The organism is Bradyrhizobium sp. USDA 10063, from assembly GCF_054063735.1.
This window is the reverse complement of sequence record NZ_JBSSGP010000002.1, coordinates 6,306,804-6,328,841: the sequence shown is the minus strand read 5'-3', so window position 1 is coordinate 6,328,841 and position 22,038 is coordinate 6,306,804. Positions and strand designations below refer to the sequence as shown.

The 22,038-nt window shown below is 64.7% G+C and carries 17 protein-coding genes; 9 read left to right on the top strand and 8 right to left on the bottom strand.

The window, feature by feature from the left end:
• Window positions 1–87 precede the first annotated feature (87 nt).
• The 3 genes from ACVJGD_RS31970 to ACVJGD_RS31960 form a co-directional block, all read right to left on the bottom strand.
• Entirely contained in the window at window positions 88–744 is a 657-nt protein-coding gene (locus ACVJGD_RS31970; RefSeq protein WP_456637944.1) for a glutathione S-transferase family protein, read from the bottom strand.
• Window positions 744–1,913 carry an acyl-CoA dehydrogenase family protein gene (locus ACVJGD_RS31965; RefSeq protein ID WP_456637943.1) on the bottom strand — a complete coding sequence of 390 codons (1,170 nt, stop codon included), beginning with the start codon at window positions 1,911–1,913 and terminating at the stop codon, window positions 744–746. Before ACVJGD_RS31965 ends, ACVJGD_RS31970 begins: the two co-directional genes overlap by 1 nt.
• A 149-nt stretch (window positions 1,914–2,062) precedes the next feature.
• The gene (locus tag ACVJGD_RS31960) at window positions 2,063–3,199 is read right to left on the bottom strand and encodes an acyl-CoA dehydrogenase family protein (RefSeq protein ID WP_456637942.1); all 1,137 of its coding nucleotides are present in this window, start codon (window positions 3,197–3,199) and stop codon (window positions 2,063–2,065) included.
• Window positions 3,200–3,408: 209 nt separating this feature from the next.
• On the opposite strand from ACVJGD_RS31960, the gene ACVJGD_RS31955 reads away from it, so the two are divergent.
• The 3 genes from ACVJGD_RS31955 to ACVJGD_RS31945 all read left to right on the top strand — a co-directional run bounded on the left by ACVJGD_RS31955 (window position 3,409) and on the right by ACVJGD_RS31945 (window position 7,283).
• Window positions 3,409–4,956, top strand: coding sequence for an acyl-CoA synthetase (locus ACVJGD_RS31955; RefSeq protein WP_456637941.1), 1,548 nt, complete (start codon window positions 3,409–3,411; stop codon window positions 4,954–4,956).
• Between the two features lie 97 nt (window positions 4,957–5,053).
• Entirely contained in the window at window positions 5,054–6,277 is a 1,224-nt protein-coding gene (locus ACVJGD_RS31950; RefSeq protein WP_456637940.1) for an ABC transporter substrate-binding protein, read from the top strand.
• 292 nt (window positions 6,278–6,569) lie between these two features.
• Window positions 6,570–7,283 (top strand): DUF1614 domain-containing protein, encoded by a 714-nt coding sequence (locus ACVJGD_RS31945; RefSeq protein WP_456637939.1) that lies wholly within the window; start codon window positions 6,570–6,572, stop codon window positions 7,281–7,283.
• Between the two features lie 128 nt (window positions 7,284–7,411).
• Here the strand turns inward: ACVJGD_RS31945 and ACVJGD_RS31940 are convergent, their stop codons facing one another.
• The gene (locus ACVJGD_RS31940) at window positions 7,412–8,173 is read right to left on the bottom strand and encodes a helix-turn-helix transcriptional regulator (protein ID WP_456640442.1); all 762 of its coding nucleotides are present in this window, start codon (window positions 8,171–8,173) and stop codon (window positions 7,412–7,414) included.
• A 186-nt stretch (window positions 8,174–8,359) separates the two neighbouring features.
• On the opposite strand from ACVJGD_RS31940, the gene ACVJGD_RS31935 reads away from it, so the two are divergent.
• The 3 genes from ACVJGD_RS31935 to ACVJGD_RS31925 all read left to right on the top strand — a co-directional run bounded on the left by ACVJGD_RS31935 (window position 8,360) and on the right by ACVJGD_RS31925 (window position 13,815).
• Entirely contained in the window at window positions 8,360–10,627 is a 2,268-nt protein-coding gene (locus ACVJGD_RS31935) for a marine proteobacterial sortase target protein (RefSeq protein WP_456637938.1), read from the top strand.
• Between the two features lie 227 nt (window positions 10,628–10,854).
• Window positions 10,855–11,442: a class GN sortase gene (locus ACVJGD_RS31930; protein WP_456637937.1), complete on the top strand. Its 588-nt coding sequence runs from the start codon at window positions 10,855–10,857 to the stop codon at window positions 11,440–11,442.
• Between the two features lie 147 nt (window positions 11,443–11,589).
• Window positions 11,590–13,815, top strand: a complete 2,226-nt coding sequence (locus ACVJGD_RS31925) for an acetate--CoA ligase family protein (RefSeq protein ID WP_456637936.1) — start codon at window positions 11,590–11,592, stop codon at window positions 13,813–13,815.
• Between the two features lie 201 nt (window positions 13,816–14,016).
• Here the strand turns inward: ACVJGD_RS31925 and ACVJGD_RS31920 are convergent, their stop codons facing one another.
• Window positions 14,017–14,778: a S1 family peptidase gene (locus ACVJGD_RS31920; RefSeq protein ID WP_456637935.1), complete on the bottom strand. Its 762-nt coding sequence runs from the start codon at window positions 14,776–14,778 to the stop codon at window positions 14,017–14,019.
• A gap of 114 nt (window positions 14,779–14,892) precedes the next feature.
• Here ACVJGD_RS31920 and ACVJGD_RS31915 point away from each other — a divergent pair, with 114 nt between their 5' ends.
• From ACVJGD_RS31915 to ACVJGD_RS31905, 3 genes are all read left to right on the top strand, one after another.
• Window positions 14,893–15,525, top strand: coding sequence for an HAD-IA family hydrolase (locus ACVJGD_RS31915; RefSeq protein ID WP_456637934.1), 633 nt, complete (start codon window positions 14,893–14,895; stop codon window positions 15,523–15,525).
• Window positions 15,526–15,634: 109 nt separating this feature from the next.
• Entirely contained in the window at window positions 15,635–16,582 is a 948-nt protein-coding gene (locus ACVJGD_RS31910) for an AAA family ATPase (protein WP_456637933.1), read from the top strand.
• 5 nt (window positions 16,583–16,587) lie between these two features.
• Entirely contained in the window at window positions 16,588–17,967 is a 1,380-nt protein-coding gene (locus tag ACVJGD_RS31905) for a vWA domain-containing protein (RefSeq protein WP_456637932.1), read from the top strand.
• 3 nt (window positions 17,968–17,970) lie between these two features.
• On the opposite strand, the gene ACVJGD_RS31900 is transcribed toward ACVJGD_RS31905, so the two are convergent.
• The 3 genes from ACVJGD_RS31900 to ACVJGD_RS31890 are packed head-to-tail and all read right to left on the bottom strand — an operon-like array spanning window position 17,971 to window position 22,033.
• On the bottom strand, window positions 17,971–20,199 hold the full coding sequence (locus ACVJGD_RS31900; protein WP_456637931.1) for a molybdopterin cofactor-binding domain-containing protein: 2,229 nt from the start codon (window positions 20,197–20,199) through the stop codon (window positions 17,971–17,973).
• A complete protein-coding gene (locus ACVJGD_RS31895; protein ID WP_456637930.1) occupies window positions 20,196–20,690 on the bottom strand; it encodes a (2Fe-2S)-binding protein in 495 nt (164 codons plus the stop codon). The genes ACVJGD_RS31900 and ACVJGD_RS31895 overlap by 4 nt, the downstream gene beginning before the upstream one ends.
• Entirely contained in the window at window positions 20,687–22,033 is a 1,347-nt protein-coding gene (locus tag ACVJGD_RS31890; protein WP_456637929.1) for a c-type cytochrome, read from the bottom strand. The genes ACVJGD_RS31895 and ACVJGD_RS31890 overlap by 4 nt, the downstream gene beginning before the upstream one ends.
• Window positions 22,034–22,038 lie beyond the last annotated feature (5 nt).

Genomic DNA, 22,038 nt, shown 5'->3' with positions numbered 1-22,038 from the left:
TCATTGCGAGCGAAGCGAAGCAATCCATGCCACCACGAGTGGGGAAATGGATTGCTTCGCTTCGCTCGCAATGACGGGGCGGGCGCTTTACCCGCGCACCCGCGGCGCGACGTTTTGCTCCACGCCGGCCTTGCGTTCCGCCGCGACTGCGCGCTGGTATGCCTCGCGCCGCTGCAGCCGCGCCCAATAGGCTGCGACATTGGGACCGAAATCCTTGGCGAGCCCAATATTGTCGGCGAGCCGGAGCGCATAGCCGATGGCGATGTCGGCGGCGGTAAAACGGCCGGCGCACAGCGTCTCGGCCTTGCCGGTCGCGGCCTCCACCGCGCGCAGGCGGCCGAAGAACCATTTGGCATAGTCGCCGACGACCTGCGGATTGCGCCGCTCCTCCGGCTCGAGCTGGCCGTAACGCAGCACAAGCGTCTGCGGAAAGGTCAGCGTCGCGTCAGAAAAATACATCCAGTTCAGGAAGGCGCCATAGGCCGGCTCGTCGGGTCCGACGATCAGCGGCGTTGGCCCATACTTGGTACCAAGGTAATGGCAGATGCCGGAGGACTCCGTCATCCGCGTCTCGCCATCGATCAGGAAGGGAATCGTCCCGAGCGGGTTGAGCGCGAGATAGTCCTTTGCGAACACCCGCGGCGGGAACGGCAGCATCTTGAGCTCGTACGGAAGCCCCATTTCCTCCAGCATCCAGAGCGGCCGGAACGAACGCGCAGCGTCGCAATGATAAAGCGTGACCATCAGGCGTTTCCTTTTCCCTTCAGCCCTGGCAGCGTGCCCATCATCTTGCATAACACCATCAGCATCACTTCGTCAGCACCGCCGCCGATCGAGGTCAGGCGGCTGTCGCGATAGGCGCGGCTGACCGGGGTCTCGTTCATGAAGCCCATGCCGCCCCAATATTGCAGGCAGGCGTCGGTGAGTTCGCGCCCCAATCGGCCCGCTTTCAGCTTCGCCATGGTGGCAAGGCGCGTGACGTCCTCGCCTGCGACCAGCGCCTCGCCGGCACGGTAGATCAGCGACCGCAACAGCTCGACCTCGGTCTGCATCTCCGCGAGCTTGAAGTGCACCACCTGGTTGTCGAGGATCGAGCCGCCGAACGCTTTCCGGTTGCTTGTATATTCGATCGTCTCATTGATGATGAATTCATGCGCCTTGAGGCAGGCGGCGGCGCCCCAGAGCCGCTCCTCCTGGAACTGGATCATCTGGTAGGTGAAACCCTTGCCCTCCTCGCCGATCCGGTTGCGCTTGGGCACCCGGACATTGTCGAAGAAGATCTGCGCGGTGTCGGAGGAGCGCATGCCCATCTTGTCGAGCTTGCGCGCGATGGTGACGCCCTTGCTCTTCATCGGCACGCAGATCAGCGACTTGTTGCGATGGACCTGGCCGTCACCGGTGTTGGCGAGCAGGCAGATCCAGTCCGCCTGCGTGCCGTTGGTGATCCACATCTTGCCGCCATTGATGACGTAGTCGTCGCCGTCGGAGCGCGCATTGGTCTTGATCGAGGCGACATCGGAGCCGGCGCCGGGCTCGGAGACGCCGATGCAGGCGACCTGATCGCCTGCGATCGCCGGCACCAGGAACTCGCGCCGCACCTCGTCGGAGCCGAATCGCGCCAGCGCCGGTGTCGCCATGTCCGTCTGCACGCCAATCGCCATCGGCACGCCGCCGCATCTGATGGCGCCGAGTTCCTCCGCCATCATCAGCGCATAGCTGTAGTCGAGTCCCTGGCCGCCGAATTCGATCGGCTTGTTGAGGCCGAGGAAGCCGAGTGAGCCGAGCTTCTTGAACAGCTCATGCGCGGGGAAGATGCCCGCGTCCTCCCATTCGTCGACGAAGGGATTGATCTCAGCCGCGATGAATTTCTGCAAGATGCGGCGGGGTTCGTCATGTTCGGCGGTGAAGATCATTGTCTCTTTCGAACTCCAATCGGCGTTTCTCTTGTCATTCCGGGGCATCGCGAAGCGATGAGCCCGGAATCCATTTCACCCCGGCGTATGCGGGCCAATGGATTCCGGGTTCGCGCTACGCGCGCCCCAGAATGACGACGCGTGTTCTCTCACAATCCCATCTGGCGGCTGGCGAGATCCTTCATGATCTCCTCGGTGCCGCCGCCGATGGCGTTGACCTTGACCTCGCGGTAGATGCGCTCGACCTTGACGCCGCGCATGAAGCCGGCGCCGCCGAAGATCTGCACCGCTTCGGAGGCGCAGAACGCCATGGTCTGGGTCGCCTGGTTCTTCATCATGCAGATCTCGGCGACCGGGCTTTCGCCCTGCTCCAGCCGCCAGGCCAGCATTTCCAGCATCGCCTGGGACGCTGCGACCTTCTGCGCCATGTCGACGATCTTGTGGCGGATCACCTGGTGCTGGGCGATCGGCTTGCCGAAGGTCTTCCGCTCCTTGGCATAGGCGATGGCCTCCTCGAGACAGACGCGGGCATAGGCCGTGCAGCTTGCCGCCATGCCCATGCGCTCGCTGTTGAAATTCTGCATGATGATCTTGAAGCCTTGCCCCTCCTCACCGATCAGGTTCTCGACCGGCACCCGGCACTCGTCGAAATGCAGCGTCGCCGTATCGGAGGCCCACCAGCCCATCTTCCTCAGTTTGGTGCGCGACAGGCCGGCCGTATCGCCCTCGATCAGCAGCAGGCTGACGCCGCCGGCGCCCTCGCCGCCGGTACGCACGGCAACTGTCAAATAATCGGCGCGCACGCCCGAGGTGATGAACGTCTTCTCGCCGCTGACGACGTAATGATCGCCGTCGCGGCGCGCCTTGGTGCGGAGATTGGCGACATCGGAGCCGCCGCTCGGTTCGGTGATCGCGAGCGCGGAAATCTTCTCACCCCGCAGCACCTCCGGCAGCACGCGCGCCTTGACCTCGGCCCGGGCGGCGCGCGCGATCGGGGGCGAGCCGATGGTGTGGCTCATCAGGCTCGCACTGATGCCGCCGGCGCCGGTCCGCGCCAGTTCCTGCGACGCCACGATCTTCATGAACTGGTCAGCGGGAATGCCGCCATATTCCTCGGGAAAGCCCAGCCCCAATAGCCCGATCTCGGAGGCCTTGCGATAGAGCTCGCGCGGAAACTCACCCGCCTCGTCCCACTCATGGGCGTAGGGCTCGATCTCCTTCTGCACGAAACGGTGCACCGCCTCGCGAAAGGCCTCGTGCTCGCTGGTGTAGAATGGGCTCGCCATCTCCTTGCTCCGTCGATTCTCGTGACCAGGACGATGTCCGGAAATCGCCGCGCCAACTTGCGTCGAGTGGCTGCCGGCGGCGAATGGGCGCCGATCCTACCCCCGGTCCAGCCACTAGACGCAAGACAGGTTCCGGCCCCGGCCCATCCACTGGCGCCCTTGCGGATCACGATCAGGCGGCGCCAGACCGCCCACCGTGGGAGGGAAATTTGCCGGTTCGTTACTACGACTGGATCGCCCATTACGGCCGGAGGACGCCTGACAAGGTCGCAATGGTCGACCTCGCGAGCGGCCGCCGCTTTACCTATGCGCAATCCGATGCGCGGATCTCGAGGCTCGCTGCGCATTTGCGGGATACCCACAAGGTCGCGCGCGGTGACCGCGTCGCGGTGCTGGCGCTGAACACATCAGACACGCTGGAAGTGCAGTTCGCCTGCGGGCGGCTAGGTGCCGTGTTCCTGCCGCTCAACACCCGCCTCACCGTACCGGAACTGCAGTTCATCGTCGGCGATGCCTCGCCGAAAGTCATGATCCATGACGGCGACCTCGCCGAAACCGCGCTCAGCGTCGCCACGCTCTGCAACGTGTCATCGACGCTGCTGCTCGGCCCCGATGGATCCTATGAAGCCGGCATCGCAGCGGCAAAGCCGATCGAGACATTCGAGCACGTCACGCTCGATGACATCTCGACCATCATGTACACCTCGGGCACGACAGGCCAGCCCAAGGGCGCCATCATCACCCACGGCATGACGTTCTTCAATTGCGTCAATCTCGGCGGCCTCGCCTACATCTCGCCATCCTCGGTATTCCTCTGCGTGCTGCCGCTGTTCCATACCGGCGGGCTCAATTGCTACACCAACCCGGTGCTGCATGCCGGCGGCACCGTCCTGATCATGCGCAACTTCGATCCCGGTGAGGCATTGCGGCTGATCAGCGATCCCACGGAGCGCATCAACGTCTTCTTCGGCGTGCCCGCGATCTACCAGTTCATGGCGCAGCATCCTTCTTTCGCGAGCGCCGATTTCGGCCGGCTGATCATCGGCGGCGTCGGCGGCGCACCGATGCCGGTGCCGCTCTTGAAGGTGTGGGAAGCGCGCGGCGTGGCGCTGCAGCAGGGTTACGGCATGACCGAGACATCGCCGGCGGTGATGGCGCTCGACCGCGAGGATGCCGCGCGCAAGGCCGGCTCGGCCGGCAAGCCGGTGCTGCACACGGAAGTGCGGATCGTGCGCCCCGACGGCACCGACGCCGCCGTGGGCGAACTCGGCGAGCTCTGGGTCAGGGGGCCGAACATCACGCCTGGCTACTGGAACCGACCCGATGCCAACGCCTCCTCCTTCACCGACGGCTGGCTGCACACCGGCGATGCGACGCGCGTCGACGAGGAAGGCTTCTACTACATCGTCGACCGCTGGAAGGACATGTACATCTCCGGCGGCGAGAACGTCTATCCGACCGAAGTCGAGAACGTGCTGCACCAGATGCCGGCGGTCGCCGAGGCCGCCGTGATCGGCATCCCCAACGAGCAATGGGGCGAGGTCGGCATGGCGATCGTCGCGGTGAAGCCGGGCGAGAGGCTGACGCCGGCGGAGATCCATGCGCATTGTGCAGCCAACCTGGCGAAGTTCAAATGCCCGCGCCTGATCGAGTTCGTCGACGCGCTGCCGCGGAATGCGACCGGCAAGATCCACAAACCGACGCTGCGCAAGCAATTCGCGGAATTGAAGCCGACCGATCTGGCGCACGCTTCATGACATGACCCGCTGACAAGTTTCGCCGCCGCCTGCCGGGACCGGCGGCGATTTTCGTGCGCTCGTCCCCAACCACAAGAAGCCCCGAGGAAATTGCTTTATGAAGAACAAGAAAATCGCTTTGCTTGCCGCCGTCGCGGCCTTCTCGCTGCTCGCCACCCACAGCGCTTTCGCGCAGAAGAAATACGACGTCGGCGCCTCCGACACCGAGATCAGAATAGGCAATGTCGAGGCCTATAGCGGGCCGGCTTCGGCCTACGGCATCATCGGCAAGACCGAGGAAGCCTATTTCAAGATGATCAACGACCAGGGCGGCGTGAACGGCCGCAAGATCAACTGGATCTCCTATGACGACGGCTATTCGCCGCCGAAGACGGTGGAGCAGGTCCGCAAATTGATCGAGGGCGACGAGGTGTTCCTGGTGTTCAACGCGCTGGGCACGCCGACCCAGACCGCGGTGCAGAAATATCACAACGCCAAGAAGGTGCCGCAGCTCTTCCTCGCCACCGGCGCCAGCAAGTGGAACGATCCGAAGGATTTTCCCTGGACCATGGGTTTCCAGCCGAGCTACCGCGTCGAGGCCAGGATCTTCGCGAAGTACATCCTGAAGACGAAACCCAATGCCAAGGTCGCGATCTTCTACGCCAATGACGATTTCGGCAAAGATTACGTCGCAGGCTTCAAGGAGATCTTCGGCGAGAAGGCCTCCAGCCTGATCGTCGCCGAAGAGAGCTACGAGACCACCGAGCCTTCGATCGATTCCCACATCGTCAAGCTGAAGGGCACCGGCGCCGACGTCTTCGTCAATATCGCGACACCGAAATTCGCCGCGCAGGCGATCAAGAAGATTGCCGAATTGGACTGGAAGCCGATGCACCTGATGACCGACGTCTCGATCTCGATCGGCGCGGTCATGAAGCCGGCCGGACTCGATGCGTCCGAGGGCGTGCTGTCGGCGGGATATCTCAAGGATGCGTCCGATCCGCAATGGAAGGACGATGAGGGCATGAAGAAGTTCATGGCCTTCATCGACAAGTATATGCCGGGCGCGAACATCTCCGACACCAACGTCGTCTACGGCTACGCCGCGGCGCAAACGCTGGTGCAGGTGCTGAAACAGTGCGGCGACAATCTCACCCGCGAGAACGTGATGAAGCAGGCCGCAAGCCTGAAGGATTTTGCGCCGGATACATTGATCCCCGGCATCAAGGTCAACACCGGCCCCAACGACTTCGCCCCGATCGAGCAGCTCAAGATGATGCGGTTCACCAAGGGACAGTGGGAATTGTTCGGCGACATCATCAGCGCGGAGACGGGCGGTTAGTCGGGGTAGAGCTACGTCCAGGCTGCGCTCCCTCTCCCGCTTGCGGGAGAGGGCTGGGGTGAGGGTGTCTCCGCTGGGGGACTCTTCGTGCGGAAAGAGCCCTCACCCGGCGCTGCGCGCCGACCTCTCCCGCAAGCGGGAGAGGTGACTCCAAAGGCGCTCCGCGGCGAGGTTGCCGAAGGGAGGTGCCGGCTCTACCTCTCCAGGTCGCGGAGAGAGTAAGTCGAGAGCTTGAGATCGCGCGGACGGCTCCCCACTTGATTAGGCGGCCCAACAACGCGAGCCGCCGATCGTGGAAAGCCAGATGCACTATCTGCCGATGACACCGGGATCGTTCTCGATCCTGGTGTTCCTGGCACTGGTGCTGGTGATCCTGATCCAGCTCGGCATCCTCCGATATGCCTATCTGAGCCTCGGTGTCAGTCCGGGAGCTGCGTTCCTGCTGCTGTTCGGCTCGCTGGTCGGCAGCTATCTCAATATTCCGATCACGGAATTGTCCGGCCCGCCGGTCAGATCCGGCGAGATCGTTGACTTCTTCGGCATGCGCTATGTGGTGCCGCTGGTAACCGCGCCCAGCACGATCCTGGCCGTGAATGTCGGCGGCGCGGTGATTCCGACATTTATGTCGATCTATCTGGTCGCCAGATACGAGCTCTGGGTCAGGGCCGCGATCGCCACCGCCATCATCGCCTTCATCGTCCATTCGATGGCGACGCCGGTGCCGGGTATAGGCATCGCCGTACCCGTGTTCGTGCCCGTCGTCAGCGTCGCGATCATCGCGCTCCTGCTCTCGCGTGTGTATGCCGCACCGCTCGCCTATATCGCAGGTTCAGTCGGAACGCTGGTCGGCGCCGATCTTCTCAACCTGGACAAGATCGGCAGCCTGGGGGCGCCCATCGCCTCGATCGGCGGCGCCGGCACGTTTGACGGCGTTTTCCTGACCGGCATTCTCGCGGTGCTGCTCGCCTCCATCGTTTCGCCGTCGCCCTTGCACCGCGCCTCGTAAACCTCGCTTGCGGGAGAGGTCGCTTGCGCTCGAAGAGCACAAGCGGGTGAGGGCTCTCTCCACGCAAAGAGTGCGAATCGCGGAGATACCCCCACCCCGGCCCTCCCCCGCAAGCGGGAGAGGGAGATCTAGCCCGGCAGAAAAATCGCGAACGGCTCGTCGACGGTACGGCGCAGGTGCTCGCGATAGAGTGCGTAGTTTTCGTCGTCAGGTGACACCCGCCCGACCGAGGGATTGGCGATATTCTTGATCGGCAGGAATGCGATCGGTGCTGCGATCGGCGTCAGGAGCGAGCCGCGGCCGGCGAGCAGTGTGGTGATGATGCCGTACATCTCCCCGGTGTTGCGCGGCCGCGACACCGTGATCAGGCGATGCTGACCGTGCCGGTTGGTGACGAGATAGATGAAGCCGGACTGATTGGGGACGGCGACTTCGCCGAACTGGGTGTAGGCGGCATCCAGCCGTTCACCTTCGCGAAAAATGAGCGACGAGACGGCGTCGTCCCAGACGATCTCGGTGCGATAGGCATAGACCGCGTCCTTGGCCCCGAACGACGGCCTGACCGTCAGATAAGTGCCCTCGATCCACTGCACCGCGCGCCGCGAATAGGCTCCTAACCCGTCTGGCGCGACTTCGCCATTGGCTACCGACATCGCCGGCGCCGGCTGGACCTTGCGCAAGGAGACGCCGAGTGCCTGCTCGAGCCGCACCGTGGTCTGGAGCGTGAACGGGCGGCGTCCGCCCAGCACCTTCTCCAGCGTCGAGAGGCTGAGCTTGGCCTGCTCGGCCAGCGCCTGCCGCGAGATGCGCCGGCGCGCCAGTTCCTCACGGATCATCTCCGCAATCTGCCGGCTTTGTTCTTCGGAAAGCTGATTGTCCGGCGTCGGCATCGTCACCCCATGCTGATTCACGCCGACTCTACCAGACCGCACATTTCAGCACAAAACCGCACAAAGCCGCCCACAGCGCGGCGTGCGGCGCCTGCCCGCGGCGGAACAATGCCGATCATTCTGCTCGCGGCTCGCAGCGCTTTCCCGAAGATTTTACGCGTCCAAGACGTTCCTCGGGAGAAGGAAATGACGACGTGCGATTATATTGCGACCGGCCGCCCGCGCCTGTCGCGCAGGATGCGAATAGTGCTGTTCTTCCTGGCGGAAGCGGTTGCCGCGCTCGTGATCGGCTTTGCGGTGCTATTTGTGAACTTCGCGCCGGCGTGGTCGGTAGAGATCAAGCCGCCGGCAGCGTTCATCAAGCCAGGCGACGCCCGCTCCGGCTCGCTGCTCCTGAAGACCGACGAGGGCTATGACGACGCCATCAGGCTCGGCACCGATGTCGACCTTACGGTATCAGGCCCGACCATCCGCGCCCGCGTCACGCAAGTCTTCCGCAACCCGACCAAGGATTGGGTCGAGGCGGTTTACGTCTATCCGCTGCCGGCAGGCGGCGCGGTCGACACGCTGAAGATGGTGGTCGGCGATCGCATCGTGGTCGGCGACATCAAGGAGCGCAAGCAAGCGCGCGTGATCTATGAGCAGGCAAAACAAAACGGCCAGAAGGCCGCGCTCACCGAGCAGGAGCGGCCGAACATCTTCACCAACTCCGTCGCCAATATCGGCCCGGGCGAGACCGTGCTGGTGCAGATCGAATACCAGGAGCCGGTGCGGCAGTCCGGCAACGAATTCTCGCTGCGCGTGCCGATGGTGGTAACACCGCGCTACAATCCCGCACCGATCGTCCAGAGCGTCGACCTCCGTGCCGACGGCGGCGGCTGGGGCGCGACAAAGTCGGATCCCGTTCCGGATCGCGACCGCATCACGCCGCCGGTACTCGACCCGGCCGAGCACGCGCCGGTCAATCCGACCAACATCACCGTCCGCCTGCAGGCGGGCTTTCCGCTCGGCGAGGTGAAGAGCCACCATCACGCCATCAGAAGCGAGAGCGTCGACGATGCGACGCGGGTCATCAAGCTCGCCGAAGGGCTCGTGCCGGCGGATCGCGATTTCGAACTGAGCTGGAAACCGGCAGCCGAAAAAGCGCCGTCGGTCGGGCTGTTCCGCGAGCATGTCGGCGATGCCGACTATCTGCTCGCCTTCGTCACCCCGCCTGCCGTCGAGCAGGCCGAGCAGAAGCCACGTCCGCGCGAAGTGATCTTCGTGATCGACAATTCCGGCTCGATGGGCGGCACCTCGATCCTGCAGGCGAAAGCGAGCCTGACTTACGCGCTCGGCCGGCTGCAGCCGAACGACCGCTTCAACGTGATCCGCTTCGACCACACCATGGACGTGCTGTTTCCATCGGCGGTGCCGGCTGACAGCGAATATCTCAGTCGTGCCAACGCTTTCGTGAGCGCGCTGCAAGCCAGTGGCGGCACCGAGATGGTGCCGGCGATGCGGGCGGCACTGACGGATCGCGCGAACAGCGATTCCGATTATGTCCGCCAGGTCGTGTTCCTGACCGATGGCGCCATCGGCAACGAGCAGCAACTGTTCGAGACCATCACGGCGATGCGCGGCCGCTCGCGCATCTTCATGGTCGGCATCGGCTCGGCGCCCAACACCTATCTGATGACGCGCGCCGCCGAGCTCGGCCGCGGCGCCTTCACCCATATCGGCTCCACCGACCAGGTGGAGGAACGCATGCGCTCGCTGTTCGCGAAGCTCGAGAATCCTGCGGTGACCAATCTTTCCGCCAAGTTCTCCGACGCGCATGCCGATGTCACACCGGCGATCCTGCCCGACCTCTATCGTGACGAGCCGCTGGTGCTGGCGGCTAGGCTCGACAAGCTCGCGGGTTCCGTCGAGATCAAGGGCCGGATCGGCGACCGCCCGTGGGTCGTGACGCTGCCGCTTGCGAGCGCGGCCGAAGGCAAGGGCCTGTCAAAACTGTGGGCGCGGCGCAGGATCGACGACGCCGAGGTTGCGCGCACCACGCGGCACGCGAGTCCTGAGGAAGCCGACAAGACCATCCTGGCGCTGGCGCTCGAGCATCAGCTCGTGACCCGGCTGACCAGCCTGGTTGCGGTCGACAAGACCCCGAGCCGGCCCGACGGCGATCCGCTGAAGCTGAGCGAGTTGCCGCTCAACCTGCCCGCCGGCTGGGATTTCGCGAAAGTGTTCGGCGAGCGCCCGCAATTGCCGGCGGCACCGGCCGAACGGCGCGCAGAAGGCGACGGACGGATGCAGCTTGCGGCCCTGAAACGCCCGGCGGTGGTGCAGGCGCCCGACACGATCAAGCTGCCGAAGACCGCGACCGACGCCGAACTGAAGATGATCGCCGGCGCAACCCTGCTCGCGCTCAGCCTGCTCCTGCTCGCATTCATCCGGCGTCAGAACGTCGCCCACTGATGCCGAATGAAAAGAGGAGGCGCCCCCACCTCCTCTTGAGCGCGCGCGGCCTCCCGTCCCCCAGAGCCGCGCGCGCTCTTCTCTCGACCCTCACCCTGAGGAGCCTGCGCAGCAGGCGTCTCGAAGGGCGAGGCCACTGGCGGGGCCTCATCCTTCGAGACGCGCGTTCCGCGCTCCTCAGGATGAGGGGATGCAGGATCGCTCGCGATGACCAGAATGTAAGTTACATGCCTCGCCTCATCACCCCTCTCCTCCTCGCCCTCATCGGCCTCTTCCTGTTCGGCCAAGGCGCCTACATTCACGCCAAGGCACTCCTCGCACAGGTCCTGCTCGAACGCGCGTTTGCAAAGACCATCGCCGCCGGGCATCCAACGAAACCCTGGTCATGGGCCGACACCTGGCCGGTCGCACGCATCGAGGTGAAGCGGCTCAATGCCAGCGCCATCGTGCTCGCGGGCTCAAGCGGCCAAGCGCTTGCCTTCGGACCGGGCCATGTCGAGCTCACGCCTGACGCCGGCGAACGCGGCGTTGCCGTCTATTCCGCGCATCGCGACACCCATTTCCGTTTCCTGAAGGACGTCGTCATCGGCGACGAGATCGACGTCACCCGCAGCGACGGCAAGACCTTCCGATATCGCGCCGATGCCAGCTCCGTGGTGCGCTTCGATGCTTCCGGCATCGATCCGCAGTCGAGCGGATACGAGCTGGTGCTCTCGACCTGCTGGCCATTCGACGCGCTGACATCGGGGCCGGAGCGCTATCTCCTGCACGCGACGATGATCGGATCCGACCCCTCGCGGATGACAGCGCCGTGAATATTGTCCGTGTGGTGGGATATCGCATCAGCGCGTAGCGGCATGCAGTCAGCGTGAGTTGCCACGCTGCGCAAGCCTCAATAGAAATAACAAAAACATGGCGCACAGCGTTCGCTGCGGCGCCGCAGGAAACGACAAGGCAGGTCCATGGAAGCTCAATTCAGCCCCGCGTCTGCTCCCACAGAGAAATGGTCGCCTTCGCGTGACGCCAGCGACATCGTCAAGCAGATCCATGCGATGCTGCACCCGCGCAACATCGTGCTGGTCGGCGCCACCGACAAGCCCGGCAATTATGCCGAGCGGATCTGGAACAACCTGATCAAATACGGCTATCGCGGCGGGCTTTATCCGGTTAACGCCAAGCGCGAGACGATCTGGGGCGTCACCTGCTACAAGGATTTTGCGTCTCTCCCCGACAAGCCCGATCACGTGCTGGTGCTGGTGCCGGCGCGCTTTGCGGTGCAGGTGATCCGCGATGCGGCCGCAGCGGGCGCGCGCTCCGCCACCATCGTCACCTCGGGCTTCAGCGAGTTGCAGGACGAAGAGAGCCAGCGGCTTGCGGTGGAATTGAAGCAGGCGGTGCAGGAGACCGGGCTTGCGGTTACAGGACCGAATTGCCTCGGAAACCTGAGCGCCGGCGAGAACCTCTTCACCAATATCGATGACCGCATCGTCACCATGGAGGCCGGGCCGGTGGCGATCGCCGGCCAATCCGGCGCGATCGTAATGGCGATCCGCCAGACGCTGGAGGATCGCGGCGTCGGTGTCGGTTACATGGTGACGACCGGCAACGAGGTTGGGCTGACCACGCCCGACCTGATGACCTATTTCGCCGCTGATCCGAGCATCCGCGTCATCGTGGTCTATCTGGAGGGCGTGCGGAACACGAGGGCGTTCCGTGATGCCTGCAAGGCCGCGCGCGCCGCCGGCAAACCGGTGATCGCGCTGAAGCTCGGCGCCTCCGAAGGCGGCCGCGCCGCGGCGATGGCGCATACCGGCGCGCTCGCCGGCTCGATCGAGACGTTTGACGCGATCTCGACCCGCGAGGGCGTGATCCGCGTCCGCGGCCTGGATGAACTGATCGAGACCACCGAATGCTTCGTGCACGCCGACCTGCCGAAGGGCAACCGGCTCGCCGCGGTGTCGCTGTCCGGCGGCAAGCGTGGCCTCCTGATCGACGCGTTCTATTCGGCCGGACTGAATTTCGCGGCGCTGGGCCCGAACGCGACCGCGCAGCTCGCAAAGATGCTTGGCCCCGGCAGCATCGTCGGCAATCCGCTGGACGCCGGCTTTGCCGCCGTGGTCGATCCCTCCGTCTACATGAAGTCGATCAAGATCATGATCGACGATCCCGATACCGACATCGTCATCATCGATTCCGAGCTGCCGAAGGCGCCGCATGAACTGCGCGAGCGCAATCTTCGCATCGTCAACGAGATGGCCGGCCAGGCGGGCAAGCCCGTGATCTATATCAGCGCGATGTCGATCGGCTTCACCGAGCACACTAAGGCGCTGCGCAAGAGCCTGCCGAACGTGGCGGTGCTGCAAGGGCTCGACCGCGCGGTCGGCGCGATCAAGTCGCTGATCGAATACGCGCAGCTCCGCAAGGAAGTGCCCGATATCGTCTCGAGCTCGACGGCATCCGCGCGCGCGATGCTGGAGAAGGCTCTGAACAGCGCCAATGGCGCCGCGGCGCTCGACGAGGTCGCCTCGAAAAAGCTGCTCAAGGCGTACGGCATTCCCATCTCGAAGGAGGAGATCGCGCAGACCGCGACTGAAGCGGCAACGATCGCCAGGAAGATCGGCTTCCCCGTGGTCGCGAAGGTGATCAGCGCTGATATCCTGCACAAATCTGATATCGGCGGCGTTGCGCTGAACCTCAACAGCGCCGCCGAGGTCAGGAAGGCGTTCAACGAGATCACGGCGCGGGTCAGGAAGCTCAAGAACAAGCCGAAGCTCGAGGGCATCCTGATCGCGCAGCAGGTCAAGGCCGATCTGGAACTCGTGGTCGGCGCCTCACTCGATGCCGAGATGGGGCCGGTGGTGCTGTTCGGCACCGGCGGCGTGGACATCGAATTATTGAAGGACGTCGCGCTCGCCGGCGCGCCGATCGATGCGGACGAGGCAAGGCAGCTCATCGCGAAGACAAAAGCCGGCATCAAGCTGAAGGGCTATCGCGGCAAGCCGGCACTGCACGAGGCTTCCGCGGTGAAGGCGCTGGTCGGCCTCTCCAACCTGATCGCGGACGCCGGCAACCGCGTTGCCTCGATCGACATCAATCCGTTCCTGATCAACCCCAAGCTCGGCGTTGCGGTGGATGCGCTGATCGTGCTGAACAATGCCGCTCCAGCCAATTCGTCGTCCCGGGCTTGACCCGGGACCCATAACCACAGGCTTTTGTGTTGTGCTCCGCCGCAACCGCTTGCTCTCGCCACAACAACTGCCTGTGGTTATGGGTCCCTGCTTTCGCAGGGACGACAGCGCGTAGGGTGGGCAAAGCGCAGCGTGCCCACCATGAAGCACTCCCCACGCAATGGTGGGCACGCTTCGCTTTGCCCACCCTACGGCGTTACGTCAGAACACCACGCCCCACTGCCTTGCGGTCTGCAGGATCCAGTCACGGTACAGCGTCAGCGGCGTGACGCCGGTGATGCCGCCGCAGCCGGCGGAATTGTTCGGTCCCGTGGACCAACTGATGACGCCGATGATCGCGGGCCCGGTCTGCTTGTCCTCGAACACCGGGCCGCCGGAATCGCCGGTGCAGGCGCCAAGTCCGTCGCGTGCGCCCTGACTGAGCGGATCGACCAGGCGGATCTGCAGCGTGCCCGGCTGGCCAGTTGCGATCAGCCCGGCGACGCGGACAATGCCGCCGCTTTTGCCGTCGCCGCGCACGGTGACGCCGATGCCCGCGATGGTGAAGCGGCTGCCGACGACCACCGGAATATTCGGCGCGCCGAGCGCCGCGGGCGCCTTGCCGGCGGCGGGCGCGGCAAGCTGCAGCAGCGCCACGTCGGCGGTGGCGCGATGGGCCGTCATCGCGTCCATCCTGAACGCGGGGTGGATCGCAACGCTCTTGATGTCCTTCAAGAGCGGCTGCCGGTCCGGACCATATTCGACGATCTTGTAGTCCGCGCCGGGCTGCACGCAATGCGCGGCTGTCAGCACCATCTTCGGCGCGATCAGCGCGCCGGTGCAGAAATTGCCGCGCGAGCCGACAATGGTGATGATGGAACGGCCGACGCCTTCGGCGCTCGGCACGCCGCCGCCGACAATGGCGGAGGCTGGCGTGGAGGCGAAGAGCGCGAGCGCTGCTGATATCGCGGACAAGGCTTTCATGGGCACAGCAATAGCTTGCGTCGCGCGTATCGCCAAGCCGCCGGATTCAGGCTGGCTCGGCGGATCGATCCGTGTTAGCCGCTCGTCAACCCACATAATGGCAGGCAGAGGGAAATGATCGAGGCAGTGATCTGGGATTTCGGCGGCGTCTTGACCACCTCGCCGTTCGAGGCGTTCACGCGGTTCGAGACCGAGCGCGGCCTGCCAGCCGACATCATCCGCCGCACCAACGCCGCCAATCACCTGGAAAATGCCTGGGCGAAATTTGAGCGCGCCGAGGTCGACATCGAGACCTTCGACGCGCTGTTCGCCGCTGAATCGCTCGCGCTCGGCGCCGAGGTCCGCGGCAGGGACGTGCTGCCGCTGCTGCAGGGCGACCTGCGCCCGCAAATGGTGGAGGCGCTGAAGCGCATCAACGCCAAATTCAAGACCGGCTGCATCACCAACAATCTGCCCGCGAACGCGATCGGCAGCAAAAGCGGCCGCACGCTCTATGTCGCGGAGGTGATGGCGCTGTTCGATCACGTGATCGAATCCGCCAAGATCGGCCTGCGCAAGCCCGATCCGCGCATCTACCGGATGATGGTGGAAGCGCTGAAGGTCGATCCGAACAAGTGCGTTTATCTCGACGATCTCGGCGTCAACCTGAAGCCGGCGCGCGAAATGGGCATGACCACGATCAAGGTCGTGAGCGCAGACCAGGCGATCTCAGATCTTGAGGCTGCGACCGGGTCGGTATTGCGCTAGGCGGAAAAAGGCCGGAACCGGGCCTGCCCTCACACAAACGAGCCTTGTGCTTTGCCGCCAAGGCAGGCAGAACAACCTGATGCACAAGGCAAATCCGGAGCTTACATCGGTGGCTGACAATCGGCCTGCGGCCTCGATCGAGGCCGTCGAAAGCGGCCTCGCCGCGCAAGGCTATATCGCGAGCCGGCAGATCGCGACCGCGGTTTATCTGTCGCAGGAGATCGAGAAACCGATCCTGGTCGAAGGCCCCGCGGGCGTTGGCAAGACCGAGCTGGCGAAGGCGATCGCCGCCTGGCGCGGCATGAAGATGATCCGCCTGCAATGCTATGAGGGCCTCGACGAGGCCAAGGCGCTGTATGAGTGGAAATACGCCAAGCAGCTTCTCTATACGCAGATCCTGAAGGACAAGCTCGGCGAGGTCTTGGGCGGCGCGCAGACGCTGCACGCGGCGCTCGACCAGCTCCACACCTTCGGCGACGTGTTCTTCTCCAAGGAGTTCGTCGAGCCGCGGCCGCTGTTGCAGGCGCTGGAGCAGCCGGCGGGCTGCGTGCTCCTGATCGACGAGATCGACAAATCGGACGCCGAGTTCGAGTCGCTGCTGCTTGAAATCCTCAGCGATTTCCAGGTCACCATTCCCGAGCTCGGCACGGTTTCGGCGATCGCGCCGCCGACCGTGATCCTGACCTCCAACAGCGAGCGCGATCTCGGCGACGCCTTGAAGCGGCGCTGCCTGCATCTGCATATCGGTTTCCCCGAGCAAAGGCTGGAAGAGCGCATCGTCGAGAGCCGCGTGCCCGGCATCTCGCAGGCGCTGCGGCGGCAGATGGTCGGCTTTATCCACGAAATCCGTACCCTCGACCTGAAGAAGCTTCCGTCGGTGAGCGAGACCATCGACTGGGCGCGCGTGCTGGTGCTGCTGCAGGCGACCGAGCTCGACCATGAGATCGTCAAGGACACGCTGAACGTCCTGCTCAAATACGAGGCCGACATCGAGGCCGCGCAGCCGCAGCTCACCACCTTCATTGCCAAGGCGTCGCGGCAGGGCGTGTTCGGGTAGACGCCATGCGCGAGAACCTGCATCGGTTCCTTCGTGCCGCGCGCGGAGCCGGGGTCCGGGTCTCGCCCGCCGAAAGCATCGATGCGATGCGCGCGGTCTCAAAGATCGGCTTTACCGACCGCGGCGTGCTGCGCGACACCTTCCTGCTGACGCTCGCAAAATCGCAGGACGAGAAGCGGGCGCTCGGCGAATGTTTTGATCTGTTCTTCAGCCGGCCCGAGCCGGCGCAGGATACGTCGCAAGACGACAGCAAGTCCGACGATACGGAACGGACGGATTCCAACGCGGGCTCCAATGCTTCAAGCGAAAGCAGCGGTGGCGACCAGGCCGAGAATCTCGGCCCACTTGCGGAAATGCTGCTGTCGCAGGATCGCAACGCGATATCGGCGGCGATCGCGAGCGCCTCCGGCGCGGCCTCGCTTTCCAACATCAGATACTTCACCCAGCGCGGCATCTTCTCGGGCCGCATACTGGACGCGATGGGCATCCAGCGCCTGCGCGACGATCTCGACAATCTGACCGCGACCAATCCGGCGCTGGCCGAGCGGCTGCAGGCGGCGATCGACGGATTGCGCGGCACCGTCCGCGACACGGTCTCGCAGGCGCTCCTGCTCTACGGCCGCGAGGAGGCCGAGAATTTGCGCAACGAGATCCTGCGCAATGCGCCGCTCGCCCGTATCGAGCCGCGCCAGGTCGAGCAGATGCGCGCGCTGATCCGCCAGATCGCCCGCCGCCTGCGCGAGCGCTACTCGAAGCCGCGCAAGCGCCAGCGCCGCGGTCATCTCGATGTGCGCCGCACGCTGCGGCGAAACGCGGCCTGGGGCGGCGTACCTTTCCTCACCGCCTGGAAGCGCAAGCACCGCGACCGGCCGAAGATCGTAGCGCTCTGCGACGTCTCGGGCTCGGTCGCACGCGTGTCCGATTTCTTCCTGCTGCTGATCCACTCCCTGCATGAAGTGGTCGACGACGTCCGCTCCTTCGCGTTCTCCGGCCATTTGATCGAGGTCAGCGACATCCTGGAGGAGAAATCGCCCGAGGCGGCGATGGCCGAGATCATGTCCAAGGTCGGCTTCGGCTCCTCCGATTACGGCAATTCGCTTGCCGATTTCGAGAAGGGCTGGATGGACACGATCACGCCGCAGACCACCGTGATCGTGCTTGGCGACGCCCGCAGCAACAACCTCGATCCGCGCGCCGATATTTTGCGCCGCCTCGGCGAGCGATCAAAGCGCCTGGTCTGGCTCAACCCGGAAGGGCGCATGACGTGGGGTTTCGGCGATTCGGAGATGCCGCGCTACGCCACCTTCTGCAGTGTGGTGCGCCAATGCGCCACCGCCCAGCAGCTCGAGCGCGCGGTATCGGATATCGTCGCGACGTATCAGTAGCCCTCACGCGTCGATCACGTCCTTGATGCGCTTGCGGGTCAGCGGCAAATCGCGCAGACGTTTTCCTGTGGCATTTGCGATGGCATTTGCAACCGAGGCCGCGGCGGGGCCCTGGCCGGTCTCGCCGCTGCCGAGGAACGGCTGGCCGGGGCGGTTGATGATGTGGACGTCGATGCGGTCGGGCACCGCGTCGAAACGCAGGATCGGATAGGTCTGCCAGTCGATGCTGGTGATCCTCGTGTCGTCGAAGCTGACGCTCTCATACAGCGTCCAGCTCATCGATTGCATGATTGCGCCCTCGATCTGGTTGGTCAGCCCGTCGGGATTGACGACCTGCCCGGAATCGACGGCGGCGACTGCGCGCAACAGCCGCGCGCGCCCGGTTTCGCTGACGACCTCGACCTCAGAGGCGATGGCGCAGTACGCCGCGAGGTTCTTGTAACGGGCGAAGGCAAAGCCGTAGCCGCGGCCGGCTTGCGATTTCTGATCCCGCTTCCAACCAAATTCCTGCGCGGCCTTCTCGATGACCTCGCGCCCGCGCCGGTCCTCGAGGTGCCTCAAGCGAAACTCGACCGGATCGGCGCCGGCGAGCCCGGCAAGCTCGTCCATGAAACTCTCGATCGAGAACACGTTGTGATAGGCGCCGAGCCCGCGCATCGCCGAAATCCGCAGCGGCATTTCCGGAATGAAGTGATGCACCACGCGCGCGTTGGCAAAGGTGTAGAGCGGGATCGCGTTGCGGTCGCCGCCGCCTTCCGGCAATGGCAGCGGCTTTGCCGGCGGAATGGCAAAGGCCTGCGCCATGTGCTGCGCAGCAAGCAGCGTGCCCGCGCCGCCCGGCCGCATCGAATGAGTGTTGCTCCACACCGCGAAATTCCAGTCGGCGATCCGGCCATTGGCGTCGAGCGAGGCCTTCAGCTTCGTCACCATCGCCGGGCCGTACGGCTCCCAGGCATGTTCCTGTTCGCGCATCCATTGTACGCGCACAGGCCGGCCCGGCAGCGCATGCGCGATCAGCGCGGCGTCAGCGGCAGCATCGTCGGCGCCGTTATGGCCGTAGCAGCCTGAACCCTCGACATGGATCAGCCGCACGCTCGCGGGCGGCATGCGCAGCATCTCGGCAATCGCCTGGCGGTCGGGGTACACACCTTGGGTGTGCGACCACACCGTCATCGCGCCGCCTGCGAAATGCGCCACGGCGCAGGATGGTCCGATCGAACCATGCGACTGATAGGGACGCGTGTAAGTGGCTTCGAGAGTCGTTTGGCCGGAGACGGAAGGATCGCTGCGATCGAGGATCGTGGAATCCTGGGAAGGCAGAGCGATGAGCACATTGAGCAGATCGTCCTGCTTTGGCAGGTTCGCGCTTTCCTTCCATTTCGCAGCGGCTGCGAGCGCGTTCATCGCCTTGACCGCCTGAAATTCCTTGTTCGCGGCCACGGCGAGAAAATTGCCATCGCGCACGACCTTGACGACACCGGGCAGTTTCTCGACGGCCGAACTATCGCATTCGATGAGCTGCGCACCGTAGCTCGGCGGCCGCACCACGCGTGCATGCACCATGCCGGGCAGCCGCATGTCCTGCACGTAGGCCTCACCGCCCGTGACCTTTGCCGGGATGTCCACGCGCGGCACCGCGTGACCCATGATCTTGAACGTCGCGGGATCCTTCAATTTCGATTGCGGCTGCGCCTGCACGTGGAGCATGTCCGCGGCAACCAGTTCGCCGTAGCTGAGCCGCCTGTTGTCCGGCGCGACCACCGCGCCGTTGTCGGTTTTCAGGCTTTCTCCGGCGAGACCGAGCCGCCTCGCCGCTTCCGCGATCAGAAGTTCGCGCACCTGCGCGGCGGCATTCAGGATCGCGGTACCGGAATCCTGCATCGAGTGGCTGCCCGCGGTATAGCCCTCGTTGGCGGTGAGTTGTGTGTCCGCGGTGACGACCTTGATCGCTTCGAACGGCACATCGAGCTGTTCGGCGGCGATCTGCTGGAACGCCGTCTTGAATCCCTGGCCGAGCTCGGCCTTGCCGGTGAACGCGGTGATGCGACCATCGGCGTCGATGCGGAGCCAGGAATCAAGATGCGGCGCGATGGCGAGGCTGCCCGGCCGCTTTGCACCCGCAGCCGCCGGCGCCCCTTCCTCTGCAAACGCACGGCCGAGCGAAAAGCTGACGATGAGGGCGCCGCCACCCTGCAGCACGCGGCGGCGATCGAGGATGACAGGCGCATTCATTGGGCGTTCCTCTCGCTCGTGGATGCATCCGCCGTATCCATCAGTCGCGCGGCGCGATGCACCGCGCGCAGGATGCGCATATGGGTGCCGCAGCGGCAAAGATTCGGCTGCAGCTCGGCGCGAATCTGGGCGTCGGTCGGCTTTGGATTCCTGAGCAGCAGCGCCTGCGCGCGCATCATCATGCCGGCGATGCAATAGCCGCATTGCGCCGCCTGCTCTTCCATGAAGGCGCGCTGGATCGGCGCCGGCGCGGACACGGTGCCGAGACCTTCCAGCGTCGTCACCTGCTTGCCCTCGACCAGCAGCAGCGGCGTGACGCAGGACAGCACGGCCTTGCCATCCACAATGACGGTGCATGAACCGCATTGGCCGAGCCCGCAGCCAAATTTGGCGGCATTGAGTTTCAGATCGTCGCGCAGCACGTAGAGCAGCGGAGTATCGGGATCGGCATCGATCTGTTTGTCCTGGCCGTTGACCTTCAATGTCATCATGGCTTGTCTCGCTGCGAGGGATCGGCCGGCGCATTGCGCGGGCCGGCGGAAGTCTGGAGAAGCGCGGTCTGGGTGCGGCGCGCATCCGCAACGGTCTTTTCGACGCCGCTCCAAGGCTGCTCCTTGCTGAAGCGCGCGCGGAGGTAATTGAGGAGCGAAGCGACCTGCACGTCGCTCATGCTGTCGGCGAAGCCCGGCATGATCGGACTGCGTTCGCCCGCCACCGCCGGAATGCCGGCCAAAACGATGTTGGCGAGGTTGCGGGGATCGGGGCTCGTGACCGCGGTGCTCAGCGCAAGGTTGACGCCGCCGTAAGGAAGCGGCCGGCCTGATTCATGGCAGGAAGCGCAGGCTGCAACGTAAATCGCCGCACCGGCGGTGTCCGTCTGCGTAGGCGCCGGTTCGGCTTGCGCAAGCACAGCGCCGCGGTCGCGTTCCGGCTTCGCCCCGGAAATGTCGGCCATGTAGACAGCGATGGCGCGGACGTCGCGGTCCGGCACCGTGGCGAGGTTGCTCACCACCTCCGCCATCGGCCCACGTGCGGTGCCGTGATCGGGATGCCAGCCGTTGCGCAAATAGGCGTAAAGCGACTCCGCATTCCACGGCACCGGTGCGTGCGCGCGGTCGTTGAGAGCATAAGCGTGCCAATTGTCGGCCTCGCCGCCGGCAAACTGCGCGCTCACGCGCTCGGCGCCCAGCGCATTGCGCGGCGTGTGGCAGGCTCCGCAATGGGCGAGGCCGTCGACCAGATAGGCGCCGTGGTTCCATTCGGCGCTCTTTGCGGGATCCGGCTGGAACGTATCGCGGCGCAGGAACAATAGTTTCCACCCGGCGATGATCGGCCGCTGGTCCAGCGGAAAAACAAGTTCGTTCCGCGGGGCCACGGCATGCACCGGCGGCCGTGTCATCAGGAATGCATAGAGCGCCCGGTCGTCCTCGTCGGTGACATTGGTGAAGTGGTCATAAGGAAAGGTCGGATAGAGATGCTGGCCCTCGCGGTTGACGCCGCTGCTCATGGCACGCCCGAACGCGGCTTCCGACCACCCGCCGATGCCGGTCTCCGGATCCGGTGTGATGTTGGAGGAGAAGATCACGCCGAACGGGGTCGGCACCGGCAGGCCACCGGCAAAATCCTGGCCATCCCGCCTTGTGTGGCAGCTATTGCAATTGCCCAGCGCAGCAAGCTCGCGGCCGCGCTTGACCACGGCCGGATCGAACGTTTCAGGTGACGGCGGCTCGATGGCATCGATTGCCGGCCGCCACACAGCCGCAAACACCGCCGCCGCGCCCACGACCAGTGTAACAGCGACAATGCCTGCGATGATCCGTGGCAATCTCGCCATGCCGG